Source organism: Helicobacter pylori SA213A, assembly GCF_000476275.1.
Classification (GTDB): Bacteria; Campylobacterota; Campylobacteria; order Campylobacterales; family Helicobacteraceae; genus Helicobacter; species Helicobacter pylori_CL.
Window position 1 is genome coordinate 165,236 of the sequence record NZ_CBOM010000001.1, and the last position, 18,586, is coordinate 183,821.

The 18,586-nt window shown below is 39.6% G+C and carries 11 protein-coding genes; 10 read left to right on the top strand and 1 reads right to left on the bottom strand.

The genetic code is table 11. The annotated features are described in order from the left end of the window. The first annotated feature begins 2 nt into the window (after positions 1-2). The 8 genes from bioV to QT74_RS00860 all read left to right on the top strand — a co-directional run bounded on the left by bioV (position 3) and on the right by QT74_RS00860 (position 15,111). Positions 3-521, top strand: coding sequence for a pimelyl-ACP methyl ester esterase BioV (bioV, locus tag QT74_RS00825; protein WP_033763859.1), 519 nt, complete (start codon positions 3-5; stop codon positions 519-521). A gap of 12 nt (positions 522-533) precedes the next feature. Beyond that, positions 534-1,007, top strand: coding sequence for a DUF4149 domain-containing protein (locus QT74_RS00830; protein WP_000713336.1), 474 nt, complete (start codon positions 534-536; stop codon positions 1,005-1,007). Between the two features lie 53 nt (positions 1,008-1,060). After that, positions 1,061-9,772 (top strand): immunomodulatory autotransporter protein ImaA, encoded by an 8,712-nt coding sequence (gene imaA, locus QT74_RS00835; protein ID WP_033763989.1) that lies wholly within the window; start codon positions 1,061-1,063, stop codon positions 9,770-9,772. A gap of 47 nt (positions 9,773-9,819) precedes the next feature. Continuing rightward, a complete protein-coding gene (gene lysA, locus QT74_RS00840) occupies positions 9,820-11,037 on the top strand; it encodes a diaminopimelate decarboxylase (protein WP_033763862.1) in 1,218 nt (405 codons plus the stop codon). A 4-nt stretch (positions 11,038-11,041) separates the two neighbouring features. Further along, positions 11,042-11,332, top strand: a complete 291-nt coding sequence (locus QT74_RS00845; RefSeq protein WP_033763864.1) for a chorismate mutase — start codon at positions 11,042-11,044, stop codon at positions 11,330-11,332. A 12-nt stretch (positions 11,333-11,344) separates the two neighbouring features. Continuing rightward, positions 11,345-12,217: a DUF2156 domain-containing protein gene (locus tag QT74_RS00850; protein WP_033763866.1), complete on the top strand. Its 873-nt coding sequence runs from the start codon at positions 11,345-11,347 to the stop codon at positions 12,215-12,217. Next, entirely contained in the window at positions 12,218-13,897 is a 1,680-nt protein-coding gene (locus tag QT74_RS00855; RefSeq protein WP_033763868.1) for a bifunctional chorismate-binding protein/class IV aminotransferase, read from the top strand. Between the two features lie 194 nt (positions 13,898-14,091). Continuing rightward, the gene (locus QT74_RS00860) at positions 14,092-15,111 is read left to right on the top strand and encodes an aliphatic amidase (protein WP_001215729.1); all 1,020 of its coding nucleotides are present in this window, start codon (positions 14,092-14,094) and stop codon (positions 15,109-15,111) included. Between the two features lie 82 nt (positions 15,112-15,193). Here the strand turns inward: QT74_RS00860 and flgL are convergent, their stop codons facing one another. Further along, positions 15,194-17,677 carry a flagellar hook-associated protein FlgL gene (gene flgL, locus QT74_RS00865; RefSeq protein ID WP_033763871.1) on the bottom strand — a complete coding sequence of 828 codons (2,484 nt, stop codon included), beginning with the start codon at positions 17,675-17,677 and terminating at the stop codon, positions 15,194-15,196. 245 nt (positions 17,678-17,922) lie between these two features. On the opposite strand from flgL, the gene rplU reads away from it, so the two are divergent. Together rplU and rpmA are read left to right on the top strand one after the other, a co-directional pair. Then, on the top strand, positions 17,923-18,237 hold the full coding sequence (gene rplU, locus QT74_RS00870) for a 50S ribosomal protein L21 (RefSeq protein WP_033763872.1): 315 nt from the start codon (positions 17,923-17,925) through the stop codon (positions 18,235-18,237). Between the two features lie 13 nt (positions 18,238-18,250). Next, the gene (gene rpmA, locus QT74_RS00875) at positions 18,251-18,517 is read left to right on the top strand and encodes a 50S ribosomal protein L27 (RefSeq protein WP_000940619.1); all 267 of its coding nucleotides are present in this window, start codon (positions 18,251-18,253) and stop codon (positions 18,515-18,517) included. The last annotated feature ends 69 nt before the right edge of the window (positions 18,518-18,586 follow it).

Sequence of the window (18,586 nt, forward strand, 5' to 3'; positions counted from 1 at the left end):
AAATGCGTTTTTTTAGTGGTTTTGGGTTTGTTAATGAAAGCGTTTTGTTTGAAGAGTGGCTTTTAAAAGGGGCTTATGATGTGTCAGGCTTTTCTATGGGGGCGATTAAGGCGATAGAATACGCTTATAATGAAATCTCACAACAGCGGCGCATCCATTCTTTGTTATTGTTTTCGCCTTGCATGCTAGCGCATAAGAGTTTGGCGTTCAAACGCTTGCAACTTTCTTCGTTTCAAAAAGATCCGCAAAGCTACATGGATAACTTTTATCAAGCCGTGGGATTGAGCGCTCAATTGGAGCGTTTTAAAAAAGAGGGTTCTTTAGAAGAATTAGAATTTTTATTGGATTACAAGTATAGTGATCGTATAATTAGATTTTTATTAGAAAAAGGCGTGAAGATTGAAGTGTTTATCGGGTTAAAAGACAGGATCACTGACATTCAAGCCCTTTTAGAATTTTTTATGCCTTTAGTTCAAGTGTGGCAGTTTAAGGATTGCAACCATTTGTTGCAAAAATCTTAAAAAAGGTGGAAGATGAAAAAATTTGGTTTAGGGGTGTATTTGCTTCTTTTAGGTATTTTGGGCGGCTCTTTGATCATTTTAGGAGCGATAGTCGCGCCCATTGTTTTCAAAGCTTCAAGCATTTTACCCGAATTGAATCTGACTCCATTTGAGAGCGGGAAACTCATGGCGCAAATCTTTGTGCGTTTCAATTATGTTTTAGGCGCGATCGGTTTTGTGGTGTTACTTTATGAAATCATTTCGTTTATTTACTATAAAAGATCGTTAGTGTATTTGATTCTTGGCGTGGCGATAGGAGCGTTGTGTTTGCTCTTTGTCTTTTATTACACGCCTTATATTTTAAACGCTCAAAAAGCGGGCGAAGCCGTTCTTCAAAGCGCTGAATTTGCCCGCTCGCACGCTCAAAGCGAATGGCTGTTTAAGGAATTGTTTGTGCTGGTGTGCGCTTTGTTTTTTTGGCGTTTGCTTGGAAAAAATGCACTTTGATTTAAAGGGGAGGATTTTTAGTTACTATTTAGGAAATGAGAGGGCAGTATTTAATGAAAAAGTTTAAAAAGAAACCAAAAAGTATCAAACGATCGCATCAAAATCAAAAAACAATCTTAAAGCGTCCTTTATGGCTTACACCTTTACTGATCGGTGGGTTTGCTAGTGGGGTGTATGCGAATGGAACGGATATTTTAGGGCTTAGTTGGGGGGAAAAAAGCCAAAGGGTATGCGTGTATCGTCCATTGTATGCTCTATGGAGTTGCTACAAATGGGAAGAAAAAACACAACAATACACAGGAAACCAACTCATCACAAAAACTTGGGCAGGGGGTAATGCGGCTAACTACTACCACTCTCAAAACAACCAAAATATCACAGCCAATTTAAAAAATGATAACGGCACTTATTTTTTAAGCGGTCTGTATAACTACACCGGAGGGGAATATAATGGGGGGAATTTAGACATTGAATTAGGCAGTAACGCTACTTTTAATCTAGGTGCGAGTAGTGGGAATAGCTTCACTTCTTGGTATCCTAATGGGCATACTAATGTTACTTTTAGCGCTGGGACTATCAATGTGAATAATAGCGTAGAAGTGGGCAATCGTGTGGGATCGGGAGCTGGCACGCACACCGGCACAGCCACTTTAAACTTGAACGCTAATAAGGTCAATATCAATTCCAATATTAGCGCGTTTAAAACTTCGCAAGTGAATGTAGGCAATGCTAACAGCGTTATTACTATCAGTTCGGTTTCTTTGAGTGGGAATGTTTGCAGTTCTTTAGCTAGTGTGGGCGTAGGGGCTAATTGCTCCACTTCAGGGCCTAGCTATTCTTTTAAAGGGACGACTAACGCTACTAACACGACCTTTAGCAATGCAAGCGTCAGTTTCACTTTTGAAGAAAACGCCACTTTTAGCGGGGCGAAATTAAATGGGGGGAGTTATACTTTCAATAAAGAGTTTAGAGCCACCAATAACACCGCCTTTAATAGCGGTAGTTTTAATTTTAAAGGCGCAAGCTCTTTTAATGGCACGAATTTCAACAACGCTACATACACTTTTGATAATCAAGCCACTTTCCAAAACAGCTCCTTTAATGGGGGGACTTTTACTTTTAATAGCCAAATTAATCCAACTAACAGCGCTCAGCACCCCCAAATTCAAAACAGCTCTTTTAGTGGTAACGCTACCACTCTTAAGGGTTCTGTGAATTTCCAACAAGCCTTTAACAATTCAAACCACCAACTAACGATCCAAAACGCCTCTTTCAATAACGCTAATTTTAACAATACCGGTAAAATCACTATAGAAAAAGAGGCGAGTTTTAACAACACGACATTCAACACTTCTATTAATACAAACAACATGAGTGTTACCGGTGGCGTTACTTTAAGCGGTAAGAATGACTTGAAAAATGGCTCAACCCTTTATTTTGGGAGTTCTCAAGTTACTCTCACTCAAGGGACGACTTTCAACCTCACAAGTTTAGAGGATAAAAATAGCGTAACGATTTTAAATTCTAGCGGTGGGATCACTTATAACAATCTTTTAAACCATGCGCTCAATGGCTTGACAAACGCCCTAAAAACGAGCGAAAGTTCTTCAGAGCCACAAAGTTTCGCTCAAGGTTTGTGGGATATGATCACTTACAATGGGGTTACCGGACAGCTTTTGAGTGAAAACGCTACGACACCCAAATCCACTGACACTCCCACTAACACCCCGCAAGTCTATCAAGTGGGCTACAAAATAGGGGATACCATCTACAAACTACAAGAAACTTTTGGCCCTAATTCCATCACTATCCAAGCTTTAGAGAGCGGGACTTACACGCCACCCCCTACAATCAGTGGTTCACAATTTGACTTATCCACTTCAAATTATATTAATGCTGACATGCCTTGGTATAACCATAAATATTATATTCCTAAATCTGAAAATTTTACAGAGAGCGGGACTTATTATCTGCCAAGCGTTGAAATATGGGGGAGCTTTACCAACTCGTTTAAGCAAACCTTTAGCGCGAATAATAGTAATTTAGTGATTGGGTATAACTCAACATGGACTGGAAATAGCGTTTCTTCTAGCGAAACGGTGTCTTTTGGGGACACTTCAGGGAGCGCTCTTTCTGGGCATTGCGGGACTTGGCCGTATTATCAATGCACAGGCACGACTAACGGCACTTATAGCGCCTATCATGTGTATATCACAGCGAATCTGCGTTCTGGCAATCGTATAGGCACGGGTGGGGCAGCTAATCTAATCTTTAATGGGGTAGATAGCGTCAATATCGCTAACGCTACCATCACGCAACATAACGCCGGGATTTATTCAAGCTCTATGACTTTTTCCACGCAAAACATGGACAATTCGCAGAATTTGAGTGGTCTAAACGCTAATGGCAAGCTTTCGGTGTATGGCACCACTTTCACTAACCAAGCCAAAGACTGGAAATTCATTTTCAATGCAGGGCAAGCGGTTTTTGAAAACACCAACTTTAATGGAGGGAGTTACCAATTCAGCGGCGATAGCTTGAATTTTTCAAACAACAACCAGTTCAATAGCGGTTCGTTTGAGATTAGCGCAAAAAACGCTTCGTTTAATAACGCCAACTTTAACAACAGCGCTTCTTTCAATTTCAATAATTCTAACGCAACCACTTCGTTTGTGGGGGATTTCACTAACGCTAATTCAAATTTGCAAATCGCCGGGAACGCTGTTTTTGGGAACCCTACCAATAGTAATGGCTCTCAAAATAATGCTAATTTTAATAATACCGGCTCTGTTAATATTTCAGGGAATGCAACTTTTGATAATGTGGTTTTTAATGGCCCTACGAACACGAGCGTGAAAGGGCAAGTTACCCTCAATAACATCACTTTAAAAAACCTGAACGCCCCTTTGTCTTTTGGCGATGGGACAATTGTTTTTAACGCTCATTCGGTTATCAATATTGGTGAAGCTATCACTAATGGCAACCCTATCACCCTTATAAGCTCTTCTAAAGAAATTGAATACAACAACGCTTTCAGTAAAAATCTGTGGCAGCTCATCAACTACCAAGGGCATGGGGCAAGCAGTGAAAAGCTCGTCTCTAGTGCGGGTAATGGCGTTTATGATGTGGTGTATTCTTTCAATAACCAAACCTACAATTTCCAAGAGACTTTTTCACCTAATAGTATTTCTATCCGGCGTTTGGGCGTTAGCATGGTGTTTGACTACATGGATATGGAAAAAGCGGATCATTTGTATTATAAAAGCATTGTTGGTTTTATGACCTACATGCCTAACAGCTATAACAATAATTTAGGGAATGCAAACAACACCATTTATTATTACGACAACAGCATTGATTTTTATGCGAGCGGGAAAACTCTATCCACTAAGGCGGAATTTTCTCAAACATTCACCGGGCAAAACAGTGCGATCGTTTTTGGGGCTAAAAGCATATGGACGAATGCGAGCGATGCGCCACAATCTAATGTAATCATTCGCTTTGGGGACAATAAGGGAGCAGGGAGTAATGATGCAAGCGGGCATTGCTGGAATTTGCAATGCATAGGCTTTATTACAGGGAATTACGAAGCGCAAAAGATTTACATCACCGGTAGCATTGAAAGCGGGAATCGCATTTCTAGCGGTGGGGGTGCAAGTCTTAATTTTAACGGGCTTCAAGGCATTCTTTTAACGAACGCGACTCTGTATAACCGCGCTGCTGGCACGCAAAGCTCGTCTATGAGTTTTATTTCTAATAACGCAAACATTCAGGCTCAAAACTCCTATTTTATAGACGATACCGCGCAAAATGGCGGCAAGCCTAATTTTAGTTTCAACGCTTTGAATCTGGATTTTTCTAACAGCTCTTTTAGGGGCTATGTGGGGAAAACGCAATCTGTTTTTAAATTCAACGCCACCAATGCGATTAATTTCACTAACAGCACGAATTTAAGCTCTGGTTTGTATCAAATGCAAGCTAATAGCGTGTTGTTTGACAATTCTAATTTAAGCGTTTCAGTGGGGACAAGCAGTATTAAAGCTAATGCGATCAATCTTTCTCAAAACGCTTCAATCAATGCGAGCAACCATTCAACCCTTGAAATTCAAGGCGATTTGAATTTGAATGACACCAGTTCGCTCAACCTCAACCAAAGCACTATTAATATTTCTAACAACGCCACGATCAACGATTTTGCAAGCTTGATTGTGAATAATGGCTCTCATCTTAATTTTAATGGGGCGGTTAATTTTAATTCATCTAACATTACTACGAGTTTGAATGATTCTTCTATCGTGTTTAAGGGGGCAGTTTCTTTAGGAGGGCAGTTTAATTTAAGCAATAATTCTTCTTTAGATTTCCAAAATTCTAGCGCTATTACCTCTAGCACGGCGTTTAATTTCTATAATAACGCTTTTTCTCAAAGCCCCATCACTTTCCGTCAAACCCTTGATATTAAAGCGCCTTTGAGTTTAGGAGGCAACCTCTTAAACCCCAATAACAGCAGTGTGTTGAATCTTAAAAACAGCCAGCTTGTTTTTAGCGATCAAGGGAGCTTGAATATCGCTAACATTGATTTACTAAGCGATCTAAACGATAATAAAAATCGTGTGTATAACATCATTCAAGCGGGTATGAATGGTAATTGGTATGAGCGCATCAACTTCTTTGGCATGCACATCAATGACGGGATTTATGATGCTAAAAACCAAACTTATAGTTTCACTAACCCTCTCAATAACGCCCTAAAAATCACCGAGAGCTTTAAAGACAACCAATTAAGCGTTACGCTCTCTCAAATCCCGGGTATTAAAAACACGCTTTATAACATTGGTTCTGAAGTCTTTAACTACCAAAAAGTTTATAACAACGCTAATGGCGTGTATTCTTATAGCGATGACGCAGAAGGCGTGTTTTATCTCACTAGCAATGTGAAAGGCTATTACAACCCCAACCAATCCTATCAAGCTAACGGCAGCAATAACACCACGAAAAATAATAATCTAATCTCTGAATCTTCTATCATTTCGCAAACCTATGACGCGCAAGGCAACCCTATTAGCGCATTACACATCTATAACAAGGGCTATAATTTCAATAATATCAAAGCGTTAGGGCAAATGGCGCTCAAACTCTACCCTGAAATCAAAAAGATATTAGGGAATGATTTTTCGCTTTCAAGTTTGAGCGGTTTAAAGGGCGATGCGCTAAACCAGCTCACCAAACTCATCACGCCTAGCGATTGGAAAAACATTAACGAGTTGATTGATAACGCAAACAATTCGGTGGTGCAAAATTTCAATAACGGTGCTTTGATTATAGGAGCGACTAAAATAGGGCAAACAGACACCAATAGCGCGGTGGTTTTTGGGGGCTTGGGCTATCAAACACCTTGCGATTATACTGATATTGTGTGCCAAAAATTTAGAGGCACTTATTTAGGGCAGCTTTTGGAGTCCAGCTCGGCTGATTTGGGCTATATTGACACGACTTTTAACGCTAAAGAAATTTATCTTACCGGCACTTTAGGGAGCGGGAACGCATGGGGGACTGGGGGGAGCGCTAGCGTAACTTTTAACAGCCAAACTTCGCTCATTCTCAATCAGGCTAATATCGTAAGCTCGCAAACCGATGGGATTTTTAGCATGCTAGGCCAAGAGGGCATCAATAAGGTTTTCAATCAAGCCGGGCTCGCTAATATTTTGGGCGAAGTGGCGGTGCAATCCATTAATAAAGCCGGGGGATTAGGGAATTTGATAGTAAATACGCTAGGGAGTAATAGCGTGATTGGGGGGTATTTAACGCCTGAACAAAAAAATCAAACCCTAAGCCAGCTTTTGGGGCAGAATAATTTTGATAACCTCATGAATGATAGCGGTTTGAATGCAGCGATTAAGGATTTGATCAGACAAAAATTAGGCTTTTGGACCGGGCTAGTGGGGGGATTAGCCGGACTAGGGGGCATTGATTTGCAAAACCCTGAAAAGCTTATAGGGAGCATGTCCATCAATGATTTATTGAGTAAAAAAGGGTTGTTCAATCAGATCACCGGCTTTATTTCCGCTAACGATATAGGGCAAGTCATAAGCGTGGTGTTGCAAGATATTGTCAAACCGAGCAACGCTTTAAAAAACGATGTAGTCGCTTTAGGCAAGCAAATGATTGGCGAATTTTTAGGCCAAGACACGCTCAATTCTTTAGAAAGCTTGCTGCAAAACCAGCAGATTAAAAGCGTTTTAGACAAAGTCCTAGCGGCTAAAGGCTTAGGGCCTATTTATGAACAAGGTTTGGGGGATTTGATACCTAGTCTTGGTAAAAAAGGGCTTTTCGCTCCCTATGGCTTGAGTCAAGTGTGGCAAAAAGGGGATTTTAGTTTCAACGCGCAAGGCAATGTTTTTGTGCAAAATTCCACTTTCTCTAACGCCAATGGAGGCACGCTTTCTTTTAACGCAGGAAATTCGCTCATTTTTGCCGGAAACAATCATATCGCTTTCACTAACCATTTTGGAACGCTTCAATTATTGTCTAATCAAGTTTCTAACATTAACATCACCACGCTTGATGCTAGCAACGGCCTTAAGATTAACGCTATTAATAACAATGTTTCCGTATCTCAAGGCGATCTTTTTATTAATGCTAGTTGCGTGCAACCAAGCGGTTTAACAGCGCCAAGCACAAACCCTTGCACGCTTAACGCTAATTCCAATAACGCTTCTAATAATGCATCAAATAACACGCAAATCGCCTTGAACAATAACGATGAAAGTTTGAGGGTTACGGCGAATGATTTCAATTTTTCAGGCAATATTTACGCTAATGGGGTGGTTGATTTTTCAAAAATCAAAGGGTCTGCAAACATTAAAAATTTGTATCTTTACAATAACGCCCAATTCCAAGCCAACAACCTCACGATTTCCAATCAAGCGGTGCTAGAAAAAAACGCCAGCTTTGTAACGAATAATTTAAACATTCAAGGCGCATTCAACAACAACGCCACGCGCAAAATAGAGGCACTTCAAAATTTAACGATCGCTTCAAACGCTTCTTTAAGCACCGGTATTTATGGCATACAAGTAGGGGGGGCTTTGAATCATTTTGGAACGATTAATTTCAATTTAGAAAACCCTCAAACGCCTGCAACAGCGCTCATTCAAGCAGGAGGCGTGATCAATCTTAACGCCACTCAAACGCCTTTTATAAATATCAATAACAGCATGGCCAATAACACGGCTTACACTTTATTGAAAAGCAGCCGTTACATCAACTACAATATCAACCCCAACAGCTTGCAATCGTATTTGAAACTCTACACTTTAATCAATATCAACGGGAACCACATAGAGGAAAACAACGGCGTGTTGACTTATTTAGGCCAACGGGTTTTATTGCAAGATAAGGGGTTATTGTTAAGCGTAGCGCTGCCGAACTCCAGTCAAAACAACGCCCCTAAAAACAACATTTTAAGCCTTTCTGTCCTTCATGATCAAATTAAAATGTCTTATGGCAATAAGATCATGGATTTTACCCCGCCTACCTTGCAAGATTACATTGTGGGCATTCAAGGGCAAAGCGCGTTAAATCAAATTGAAGCCATAGGAGGGAATAGCGCTGTTAAATGGCTTTCAACATTAATGATGGAAACGAAAGAAAACCCGCTTTTTGCGCCGATTTATTTAGAAAACCACTCTTTGAATGAAATCTTAGGCGTGACAAAAGATCTCCAAAACACCATAAGCTTGATTTCTAACCCTAATTTTAGGGATAACGCTACCAATCTTTTAGAAATGGCGAGCTACACCCAACAAACCAGCCGTTTGACCAAACTCTCTGATTTTAGGAGCAGAGAAGGGGAGTCTAATTTTTCTTTGTTAGAGCTTAAAAACAAGCGTTTTAGAGACGCTAACCCTAGCGAAGTTTTTGTCAAATACTCTCAACCTAACAAACACCCAAATAACCTTTGGGTTCAAGGGGTGGGGGGAGCGAGCTTTATTGCTGGAGGCAATGGCACGCTTTATGGCTTGAATGCGGGCTATGACCGGTTGGTTAAAAATGTGATCCTTGGGGGTTATGTGGCTTATGGCTATAGCGACTTTAACGGGCACATCATCCATTCTTTGGCGAATAATGTGGATGTGGGGGTGTATGCGAGGGCTTTTTTAAAAAGGAATGAATTCACTTTGAGCGCGAATGAAACTTATGGAGGCAATGCGACAAATATCAATTCTTCTAATCCCTTGCTCTCTGTAATCAACCAACGCTACCATTACAACACTTGGACAACGAGCGTGAACGGGAATTACGGCTATGATTTCATGTTCAAACAAAAAAGCGTGGTGTTAAAACCTCAAGTGGGCGTGAGCTATCATTTTATAGGCTTGAGCGGGATGAAAGGCAAAATGAATGACGCCGCTTACAAACAATTTGTCATGCATTCAAACCCTTCTAACGAATCGGTTTTAACGCTCAACTTGGGGTTAGAGAGCCGTAAATATTTTGGTCAAAATTCCTATTATTTTGTAACGGCCAGGTTGGGTAGGGATCTTTTGATCAAATCCAAGGGCGATAATGTGGTGCGTTTTGTGGGTGAAAACACTTTATTGTATCGCAAGGGGGAAGCTTTTAACACTTTTGCGAGCGTGGTTACAGGGGGTGAGATGCATTTGTGGCGTTTGATGTATGTGAATGCGGGGGTGGGGCTTAAGTTGGGCTTGCAATACCAAGATATTAATCTAACCGGGAATGTGGGCATGCGAGTGGTGTTTTAGCTTTTTTGCTATAATGCTTCGTTCAAATTTTATGGTTAGGTTTTTCTATGTTTAATTATGAAGAGCTGTTTCAAACTTATAAAACCCCTTTTTACCTCTATGATTTTGACAAAATCAAACAGGCTTTTTTAAGCTATAAAGAGGCGTTTAGGGGGCGTAAATCGTTGATTTGTTACGCTTTAAAGGCGAATTCTAATTTGAGTATCCTTTCTTTATTGGCAAGTTTAGAAAGCGGAGCGGATTGCGTTTCTCTAGGCGAGATACAAAGGGCTTTAAAAGCGGGCATCAAACCTTATAGAATCGTGTTTAGCGGGGTGGGTAAGAGCGCGTTTGAAATAGAGCAAGCCCTAAAACTCAACATTTTATTTTTGAATGTGGAAAGTTTTATGGAATTAAAAACGATTGAAACAATCGCTCAATCTTTAGGGATAAAGGCTAGGATTTCCATTCGAATCAACCCTAACATTGACGCTAAAACGCACCCCTATATTTCTACCGGTTTGAAAGAAAATAAATTCGGCGTGGGAGAAAAAGAAGCTTTAGAAATGTTTCTTTGGGCTAAAAAAAGCGCGTTTTTAGAGCCAATTAGCGTGCATTTTCATATCGGATCACAGCTATTAGATTTAGAGCCGATTATAGAAGCGAGCCATAAGGTGGCCAAAATCGCTAAATCTTTGATAGCGCTAGGGATAGATTTGCGTTTTTTTGATGTGGGCGGAGGCATTGGCGTGAGCTATGAAAATGAAGAAACGATTAAGCTTTATGATTACGCGCAAGGGATTTTAAACGCGCTTCAAGGCTTGGATTTGACCATTATTTGTGAGCCGGGCCGATCCATCGTGGCTGAGAGTGGGGAATTGATCACGCAGGTTTTGTATGAAAAAAAGGCTCAAAACAAGCGCTTTGTAATCGTAGATGCGGGCATGAATGATTTTTTACGCCCGAGTTTGTATCATGCTAAGCATGCTATAAGGGTTATAACGCCATCTAAGGGGCGTAAGATCTCGCCTTGCGATGTGGTAGGGCCTGTGTGTGAGAGCAGCGACACTTTTTTAAAAGATGCCCGTTTGCCAGAATTAGAGCCAGGCGATAAAATAGCGATTGAGAAGGTTGGGGCTTATGGCTCTAGCATGGCCAGTCAATACAATTCGCGCCCCAAACTCTTAGAATTAGCCCTAGAAGATCACAAAATCAGAGTGATCAGAAAAAAAGAAAGTTTAGAAGATTTATGGCGTTTAGAAGAAGAAGGCTTAAAAGGGGTTTGAGTAGATGCAAAAAAGTTTGGATAGTCTTTTAGAAAATTTAAGGGCTGAAATTGATGTTTTAGACAATGAATTGAGCGATCTTTTAGACAAACGCTTAGAAGTGGCTTTAAAAATCGCGCTCATCAAACAAGAAAACCCCATTTATTGCCCTAAAAGGGAGCAAGAAATTTTAAAACGACTCAATCAAAGAGGTTTCAAGCATTTGAACGAAGAAATTCTTACGAGTTTTTATGCAGAGATTTTTAAAATTTCTAGAAAATTTCAAGAAAACGCCCTAAAAGAATTAAAAAAATAAAAGAGAGTTGCCATGTTTGAAAAAATTAAGCTAGAGCATAAGGACTTGTTTTCAAGGTTTTTAAGCGCTCAAAAGATCGTTTTATCAGATGTGAGTTTTACGAATTGTTTTTTATGGCAGCATGCAAGGCTCATTCAAGTGGCGGTGATTAAGGATTGCTTGGTGATTCAAACCACTTATGAAAATCAAAAACCCTTTTATTTCTATCCTATCGGTAAGAATGTGCATGAATGCGTGAAAGAACTTTTGAAATTAGAAAAAAATTTAAGATTCCACTCCCTGACTTTAGAGCAAAAAGACGATTTGAAAGACAATTTTGTAGGGGTGTTTGATTTCACTTACAACAGAGACAGGAGCGATTATGTTTATTCTATTGAAGAACTGATCGTGCTCAAAGGGAAAAAATACCATAAGAAAAAAAACCACTTAAACCAGTTTCTAACCAATCATGCGAATTTTGTTTATGAAAAAATTTCTCCTCAAAACAGAAAGGAAGTTTTAGAGGCCTCTAAAGCGTGGTTTTTAGAAAGCCAGACTGATGATATAGGGTTAATCAACGAAAATAAGGGCATTCAAAGCGTGTTGGAAAATTATGAAAGCTTGGATTTAAAGGGGGGGCTTATTAGGGTTAATGGAGAAATAGTCTCGTTTAGTTTTGGAGAAGTTTTAAACGAAGAGAGCGTGCTCATTCACATTGAAAAAGCCCGCACAGATATTGTGGGCGCGTATCAAATCATCAACCAGCAATTGCTTTTGAATGAATTTAGCCATTTAACTTACGCTAACAGAGAAGAAGATCTAGGATTAGAGGGTTTGAGAAGGTCTAAAATGAGCTATAACCCGGTGTTTTTGATAGACAAATACGAAGCCGTTGCTAAAAATTAAATGATTTTTGGGGATTTTAAATATCAAAAAAGCGTTAAAAAACTCACAGCCACTAATCTTAATGAGCTTAAAAACGCCCTGGATTTCATCTCTCAAAATAGGGGGAATGGGTATTTTGTGGGGTATCTTTTATACGAAGCGCGTTTAGCGTTTTTAGATGAAACCTTTCAAAGCCAAACCCCTTTTTTGTATTTTGAACAATTTTTAGAAAGAAAAAAACACTCTTTAGAGCCTTTAAAAGAGCATGCGTTTTACCCTAAAATCCACAGCTCTTTAGATCAAAAAACTTATTTCAAGCAGTTTAAAGCCGTTAAAGAACATTTAAAAAACGGCGATACCTATCAAGTGAATCTCACGATGGATTTATTTTTAGACACTAAAGCCAAACCAAAGCGCGTTTTTAAGGAAGTGATACACAACCAAAACACGCCTTTTAAGGCTTTGATAGAAAATGAGTTTGGGAGTATTTTAAGCTTTTCGCCGGAATTGTTTTTTGAATTAGAGTTTTTAGAGACAGCGATTAAGATTATTACAAAACCCATGAAAGGCACGATCGCTCGCTCAAAAAACCCCTTAATAGATGAAAAAAACCGATTGTTTTTGCAAAATGATGACAAAAACAGAAGTGAAAATGTGATGATTGTGGATTTATTGCGTAACGATTTGAGCCGCTTGGCCTTAAAAAATAGCGTGAAAGTCAATCAATTGTTTGAAATCATCAGCTTGCCGAGCGTGTATCAAATGATAAGCGAGATTGAAGCTCAATTGCCCCTAAAAACTAGCTTGTTTGAGATTTTTAAGGCGTTGTTCCCTTGCGGATCGGTGACCGGATGCCCTAAAATCAAAACCATGCAAATCATTGAAGAATTAGAAAAACGCCCTAGGGGGGTGTATTGCGGGGCGATAGGCATGGTTGGAGGAAAAAAAGCCCTTTTTAGCGTGCCTATCCGCACTTTAGAAAAAAGAGTGCATGAAAATTTTTTGCATTTAGGGGTAGGGAGTGGGGTAACTTATCAAAGTAAAGCTTCAAAGGAATATGAAGAGAGCTTTTTAAAAAGCTTTTTTGTGATGCCCAAAATAGAATTTGAGATTATAGAGACGATGAAAATTATCAAAAGGGATCAAAAATTAGAGATTAACAATAAAAACGCCCATAAAGAACGCTTAATGCATAGCGCCCAATATTTTAACTTTAAATACGATGACAATCTTTTAGACTTTGAATTAGAAAAAGAAGGGGTTTTAAGGGTTTTACTCAATAAAAAGGGCAAGCTCATTAAAGAATACAAAACCTTAGAGCCTTTAAAAAGCCTAGAAATCCGTTTGAGTGAAGCCCCCATTGATAAACACAATGATTTTTTATACCATAAGACCACTTACGCCCCTTTTTATCAAAAGGCTCGAGCGCTCATTAAAAAAGGCGTTATGTTTGATGAAATCTTTTATAACCAGGATCTAGAACTCACTGAGGGCGCTAGGAGCAATCTTGTTTTAGAAATCCATAACAGGCTTTTAACCCCTTATTTTAGCGCGGGCGCGTTAAACGGGACGGGTGTTGTGGGGTTGTTAAAAAAGGGTCTTGTTGAACATGCCCCTTTAAAATTACACGATTTGCAAAAAGCGTCTAAAATCTATTGCATTAACGCGCTATATGGCTTAGTGGAAGTGAAAATCAAATAACTATAAAAACAGAGCGGCTAAAACCTCATTTTTCTGGAAATAGGTTACCAAATAGAGCAAAAAAGTTAAAACTCGCCCACAATAATCATAATGATTAAAGTTTTCATATTCATTATAAATCCGTTTACACAATTATTTTATAAATTCAAGTAGAGGGTTTGTAGGAACTCTCATCAAAAAACAAGGAACATAATATGAGACATGGAGATATTAGTAGCAGCCCAGATACTGTGGGTGTAGCGGTAGTTAATTATAAGATGCCTAGACTCCACACTAAGAATGAGGTGTTGGAAAATTGTCGTAATATCGCTAAGGTGATTGGTGGGGTCAAACAGGGTTTGCCCGGATTGGATCTGATTATCTTCCCCGAATACAGCACGCATGGGATTATGTATGACAGACAAGAAATGTTTGACACAGCCGCAAGCGTTCCTGGAGAAGAAACCGCAATCTTTGCTGAGGCCTGTAAGAAAAACAAGGTTTGGGGAGTGTTCTCTTTGACTGGGGAAAAACACGAGCAAGCCAAAAAGAATCCCTATAATACTTTGATTCTTGTCAATGATAAGGGTGAAATTGTGCAAAAATACCGCAAAATATTGCCTTGGTGCCCTATTGAATGCTGGTATCCTGGGGATAAAACTTATGTGGTTGATGGGCCTAAGGGCTTGAAAGTTTCTTTGATCATTTGCGATGATGGGAACTACCCTGAAATTTGGCGCGATTGTGCGATGCGTGGGGCAGAACTCATTGTGCGCTGTCAAGGTTACATGTATCCGGCTAAGGAGCAACAAATTGCGATCGTGAAAGCTATGGCGTGGGCTAATCAGTGTTATGTAGCGGTAGCGAATGCGACCGGCTTTGATGGGGTGTATTCCTATTTTGGGCATTCTAGCATTATTGGTTTTGACGGGCATACTTTGGGCGAATGCGGGGAAGAAGAAAATGGTCTTCAATACGCTCAACTTTCTGTGCAACAAATCCGTGATGCGAGGAAATACGACCAAAGCCAAAACCAACTCTTCAAACTCTTGCACAGAGGTTATAGTGGGGTTTTTGCTAGTGGCGATGGGGATAAGGGTGTGGCGGAATGCCCTTTTGAGTTCTATAAAACTTGGGTTAATGACCCCAAAAAAGCTCAAGAAAATGTAGAAAAAATTACTCGCCCAAGCGTGGGTGTGGCCGCTTGTCCTGTAGGCGATTTGCCCACGAAATAAAGGGCAAAAGGAGGGGGGGCTTCATAGAAGCTTAAAGCATTTTTAATATCTTTTTTTAGAACGCTTAAAAACCATCAAAAGATTACAAGTATTTCGTTAAAGACAAGTTATTGATTTTGTTCGTGGAAGCCAAAACAGCGTTATAATTGTTAGTGAGATTGGAAAACTTGTTGTAAGTTTCTGCCATATCCGTGCCGGTCGTTTCCCCACGAATGCTTTGAACTTGCGTTTTTAAAACTTCATTACGCCTGATAATGTTCTCAAACGCTTTACCATGAGCGCCGTTTTTAGCGATCATTTTTTCTATGTGATCGCTCAAATGGTCTATAAGGGTGATGCCATTTTGAATGCCTAAATTACGCATGTCGCTAGAATAAGTATCCCCTAAAGCGTCCGGGCGATAAATCCCTTTTCTGACAGAAGCGATAACGCCCTCTAGTTGATCAAAAAAATTCACGCTTGGCTTGTCAATAATCAGAGCGTTATTAGCGTTTAATTTAAGGCTTGGTTTGTCGCTGTGCAAGGCGTTTTGAGAAAAATCATTCGCATCTTTATCAAAAAGCATGAACTGCATTTTCGTGTTTGAATGCATGTTGTCTTGGATTATTATTTTGCCATCTTCATTCAAATTGACAGAAAGATTGCCTTTAGCTTGTTTCAACAAATCAATAAATTGTTCCTTGCTTTCTTTTGAATAGGGGTTATCGCTGATTTGCTGATAGATTGCAGGGTCAATATTGCTATAATTAAGTGCAATACTCATTGCATCCATAAGCTGCCTGTAAGTAACTTCATTGGGTTTAGAAACTTGGACATCAGCGGTTGTGGGGTCATAGAGCGGGATTTTAATGCCATTAGGAAGGCTCAAAAAAGCCCCATTATCCAAAATCATTTGCGCTTCTAAAAACGAACCATTAACATCGTTTAATTTCATGTTAAAAACGCTTTTTTCTAAACTCCCCCTAGAGACTTCACTGAGTTGAGTAGAGCCATTAGCCACACCATTTTGAGCGATTTGAGCGACATTGCTTTCTAATTTTGCCCCCTCTTTATTGAAATAAGTTTTTTGGTATTCGCTCGCATTATTCGTAGGGATACCAGCGACTTCTAGCCCTTTAGCATCTAGGGTGCTTAAAGCAAAAGAGATGGGCGATTGGTTAGGTGCATTATCAATGATCCTCAAACGCCCGTTGCTTTCAACTTCCACATCCACTTCATTATTAAAACGCTCTTTAATCGCATCTTTCAAATCTTTAATGGTGGAGTTTTTCACGTCTAAAAGGATGGGAATATCCAAATAAATAGGGAGGTTTGGGATTTTGATACTGCCGGTATTGTCTAAACGGCTGGCATTGATTTTTAAGGTTTCTACTTTATCGCCAAAAATCTCGCTCAATTTGGTGTTTTTATTGGCTAAAACATTGTCTTTGGTAACAAACACGCTAGGAACTTCAAGCGCATTAGGGTTATACATGCTCTGTATCGCTTTAACTTGGCTCAAACTCCTGTCCGTTACAAACGCACTTTTGACATATTCAGTAACCCTTTTGCCGCTAGAACGCAAAGCGTCCAAATCATCAAAATCCCCATCGCTAGAAATCAAGTGGAAGTCTAAATTTTCACTGCCGGGTGTTAGGTTTTTAATCTCAATTTGCCCCCAATTGTTCAAACTCACATCCACGACTTTGTTTTGCGAAGTGTTCCCGTAAGCATGCCCGATCTTATCCAATAAATCGCTCACTTTAGTCGCGCTTTCTTGGTTTTGATAGGCTTTATCCAGCGCGAATTTTTCCTTAAAACTAGAGCCATCAGGCCTAATGCCTTGCAAATAAAAAAATTCTTTAGGGTCATTGGTGGGGTCTTTGTCGTTATCGCCGATGAGTTCTCGCAAGGTATCGCTAGGTTTAATAAAGACTTCTTCAGGTAATGAAGAATGCTCTAAAGCGTCCATCACATCAGGGTGGAGCTTGTTTTGGTTGAATAATTTAATGTTGGAGGTGATGAGCTTGTGTTTGTCTTTATCTGTGCCTAAAAACAAATCTTGCCCGCTGATATTATAAGGCACAAGGTTATCAGAACTGACTAGCGCGTTTAGATCTTCGCCATTGCCATGGTATTTCCCCTCGCTATCAATGGGGGGTCTATCCACCTTACTGCCCCCAAATAAAAATTCCCCCCCTATGGAGGTGTTAGCGATATTTATCATATGCTCTCTTAAGCGTTCTAAATCGTTAGCAATAGCGTTGCGAGAAGTTTCTGAATGCACATCGTTAGCGGATTGGATGAGTTTGGTTTTAAAAGTTTCCATCGTTTTAGAAAATTCTTGTAAGGCTTTGTCGGTATTGAGCGTTGAAGTGTAGGCGTTTTGAGCCACATCAATGCCTTGATTTAAGGTGTTTTCTTCGTATTGGAATTTTAAATTTTGGTTATTAATGTCGCTGTTTTGATAACCATAACGGATTTTTAGCCCTGAAGCGATTTGGGTGTTAGCGTCATTGATTTTATTTTGCAAAGCGTTTTGATAGTGATTCATTTGGTTGTATTTAGAGCCAAAGGTAACGCGCATGATCGTTCAATCCTTATTGGTTTTTCAAATCAAACAAGCTAAAAGTATTCCAAAAACAAGAGATTGGAGGTTTTAACCAACATGTTTTTGCTTTTTAAATTGGAATGCAAGAATCATGGCGGGTTAAATAGAACTATTTTGAATGAAAAATTTCGTTTAATCTAAATTTAAAGTTACATTTTAGCAAATACTCACTATAATAGGCGTTTATTTTAAAAAGAGCGTTTAATTTTTAAGGAATAGAAATGTCATACGCAATATTCAAACATGGCGGTAAGCAATATAAAGTCGTTGAGGGCGATATTGTTTTACTGGATAAAATGAATAAAGAGCCTAAGGCTTTAGTGGAGTTAGTGGAAGTGTTAGCCGTATCCAAAGAGGGCAAGCTTTCTTGCGGAAAACCCTTTGTGAATGGGGCTAAGATTGAAGCGGAAGTGATCAATGAAGGGCGCACTAAGAAAGTCATCACTTTCAAAAAACGCCGCCGAAAAGATAGTAAAACCAAGCGTGGTTTTAGAAGAGATTTCACTCGTGTGAGAATCACTAAAATTGTAGCATAAGGAGTATTAAACAATGGCACACAAGAAAGGTCAAGGGAGCACGCAGAATAACAGAGATTCTGCAGGAAGACGCTTAGGCGTGAAAAAATTTGGATCAGAGTTTGTGAGAGCAGGGAATATTATCGTGCGCCAAAGAGGCACTAAAATGCATCCTGGTAACAATGTGGGCATGGGGAAAGACCATACCTTATACGCACTGACAGATGGCGTTGTGAAGTTTGAGCATAAAGACAGAAACCGCAAGAAAGTTTCTGTAGTTAGCGGGAATTTTGGGGAGTAGAGTAACCTTTAAAGGTCAATTAAACCTTTGGGTGTTCGTTAAACACCTATAAACGCCATAAAATATTTA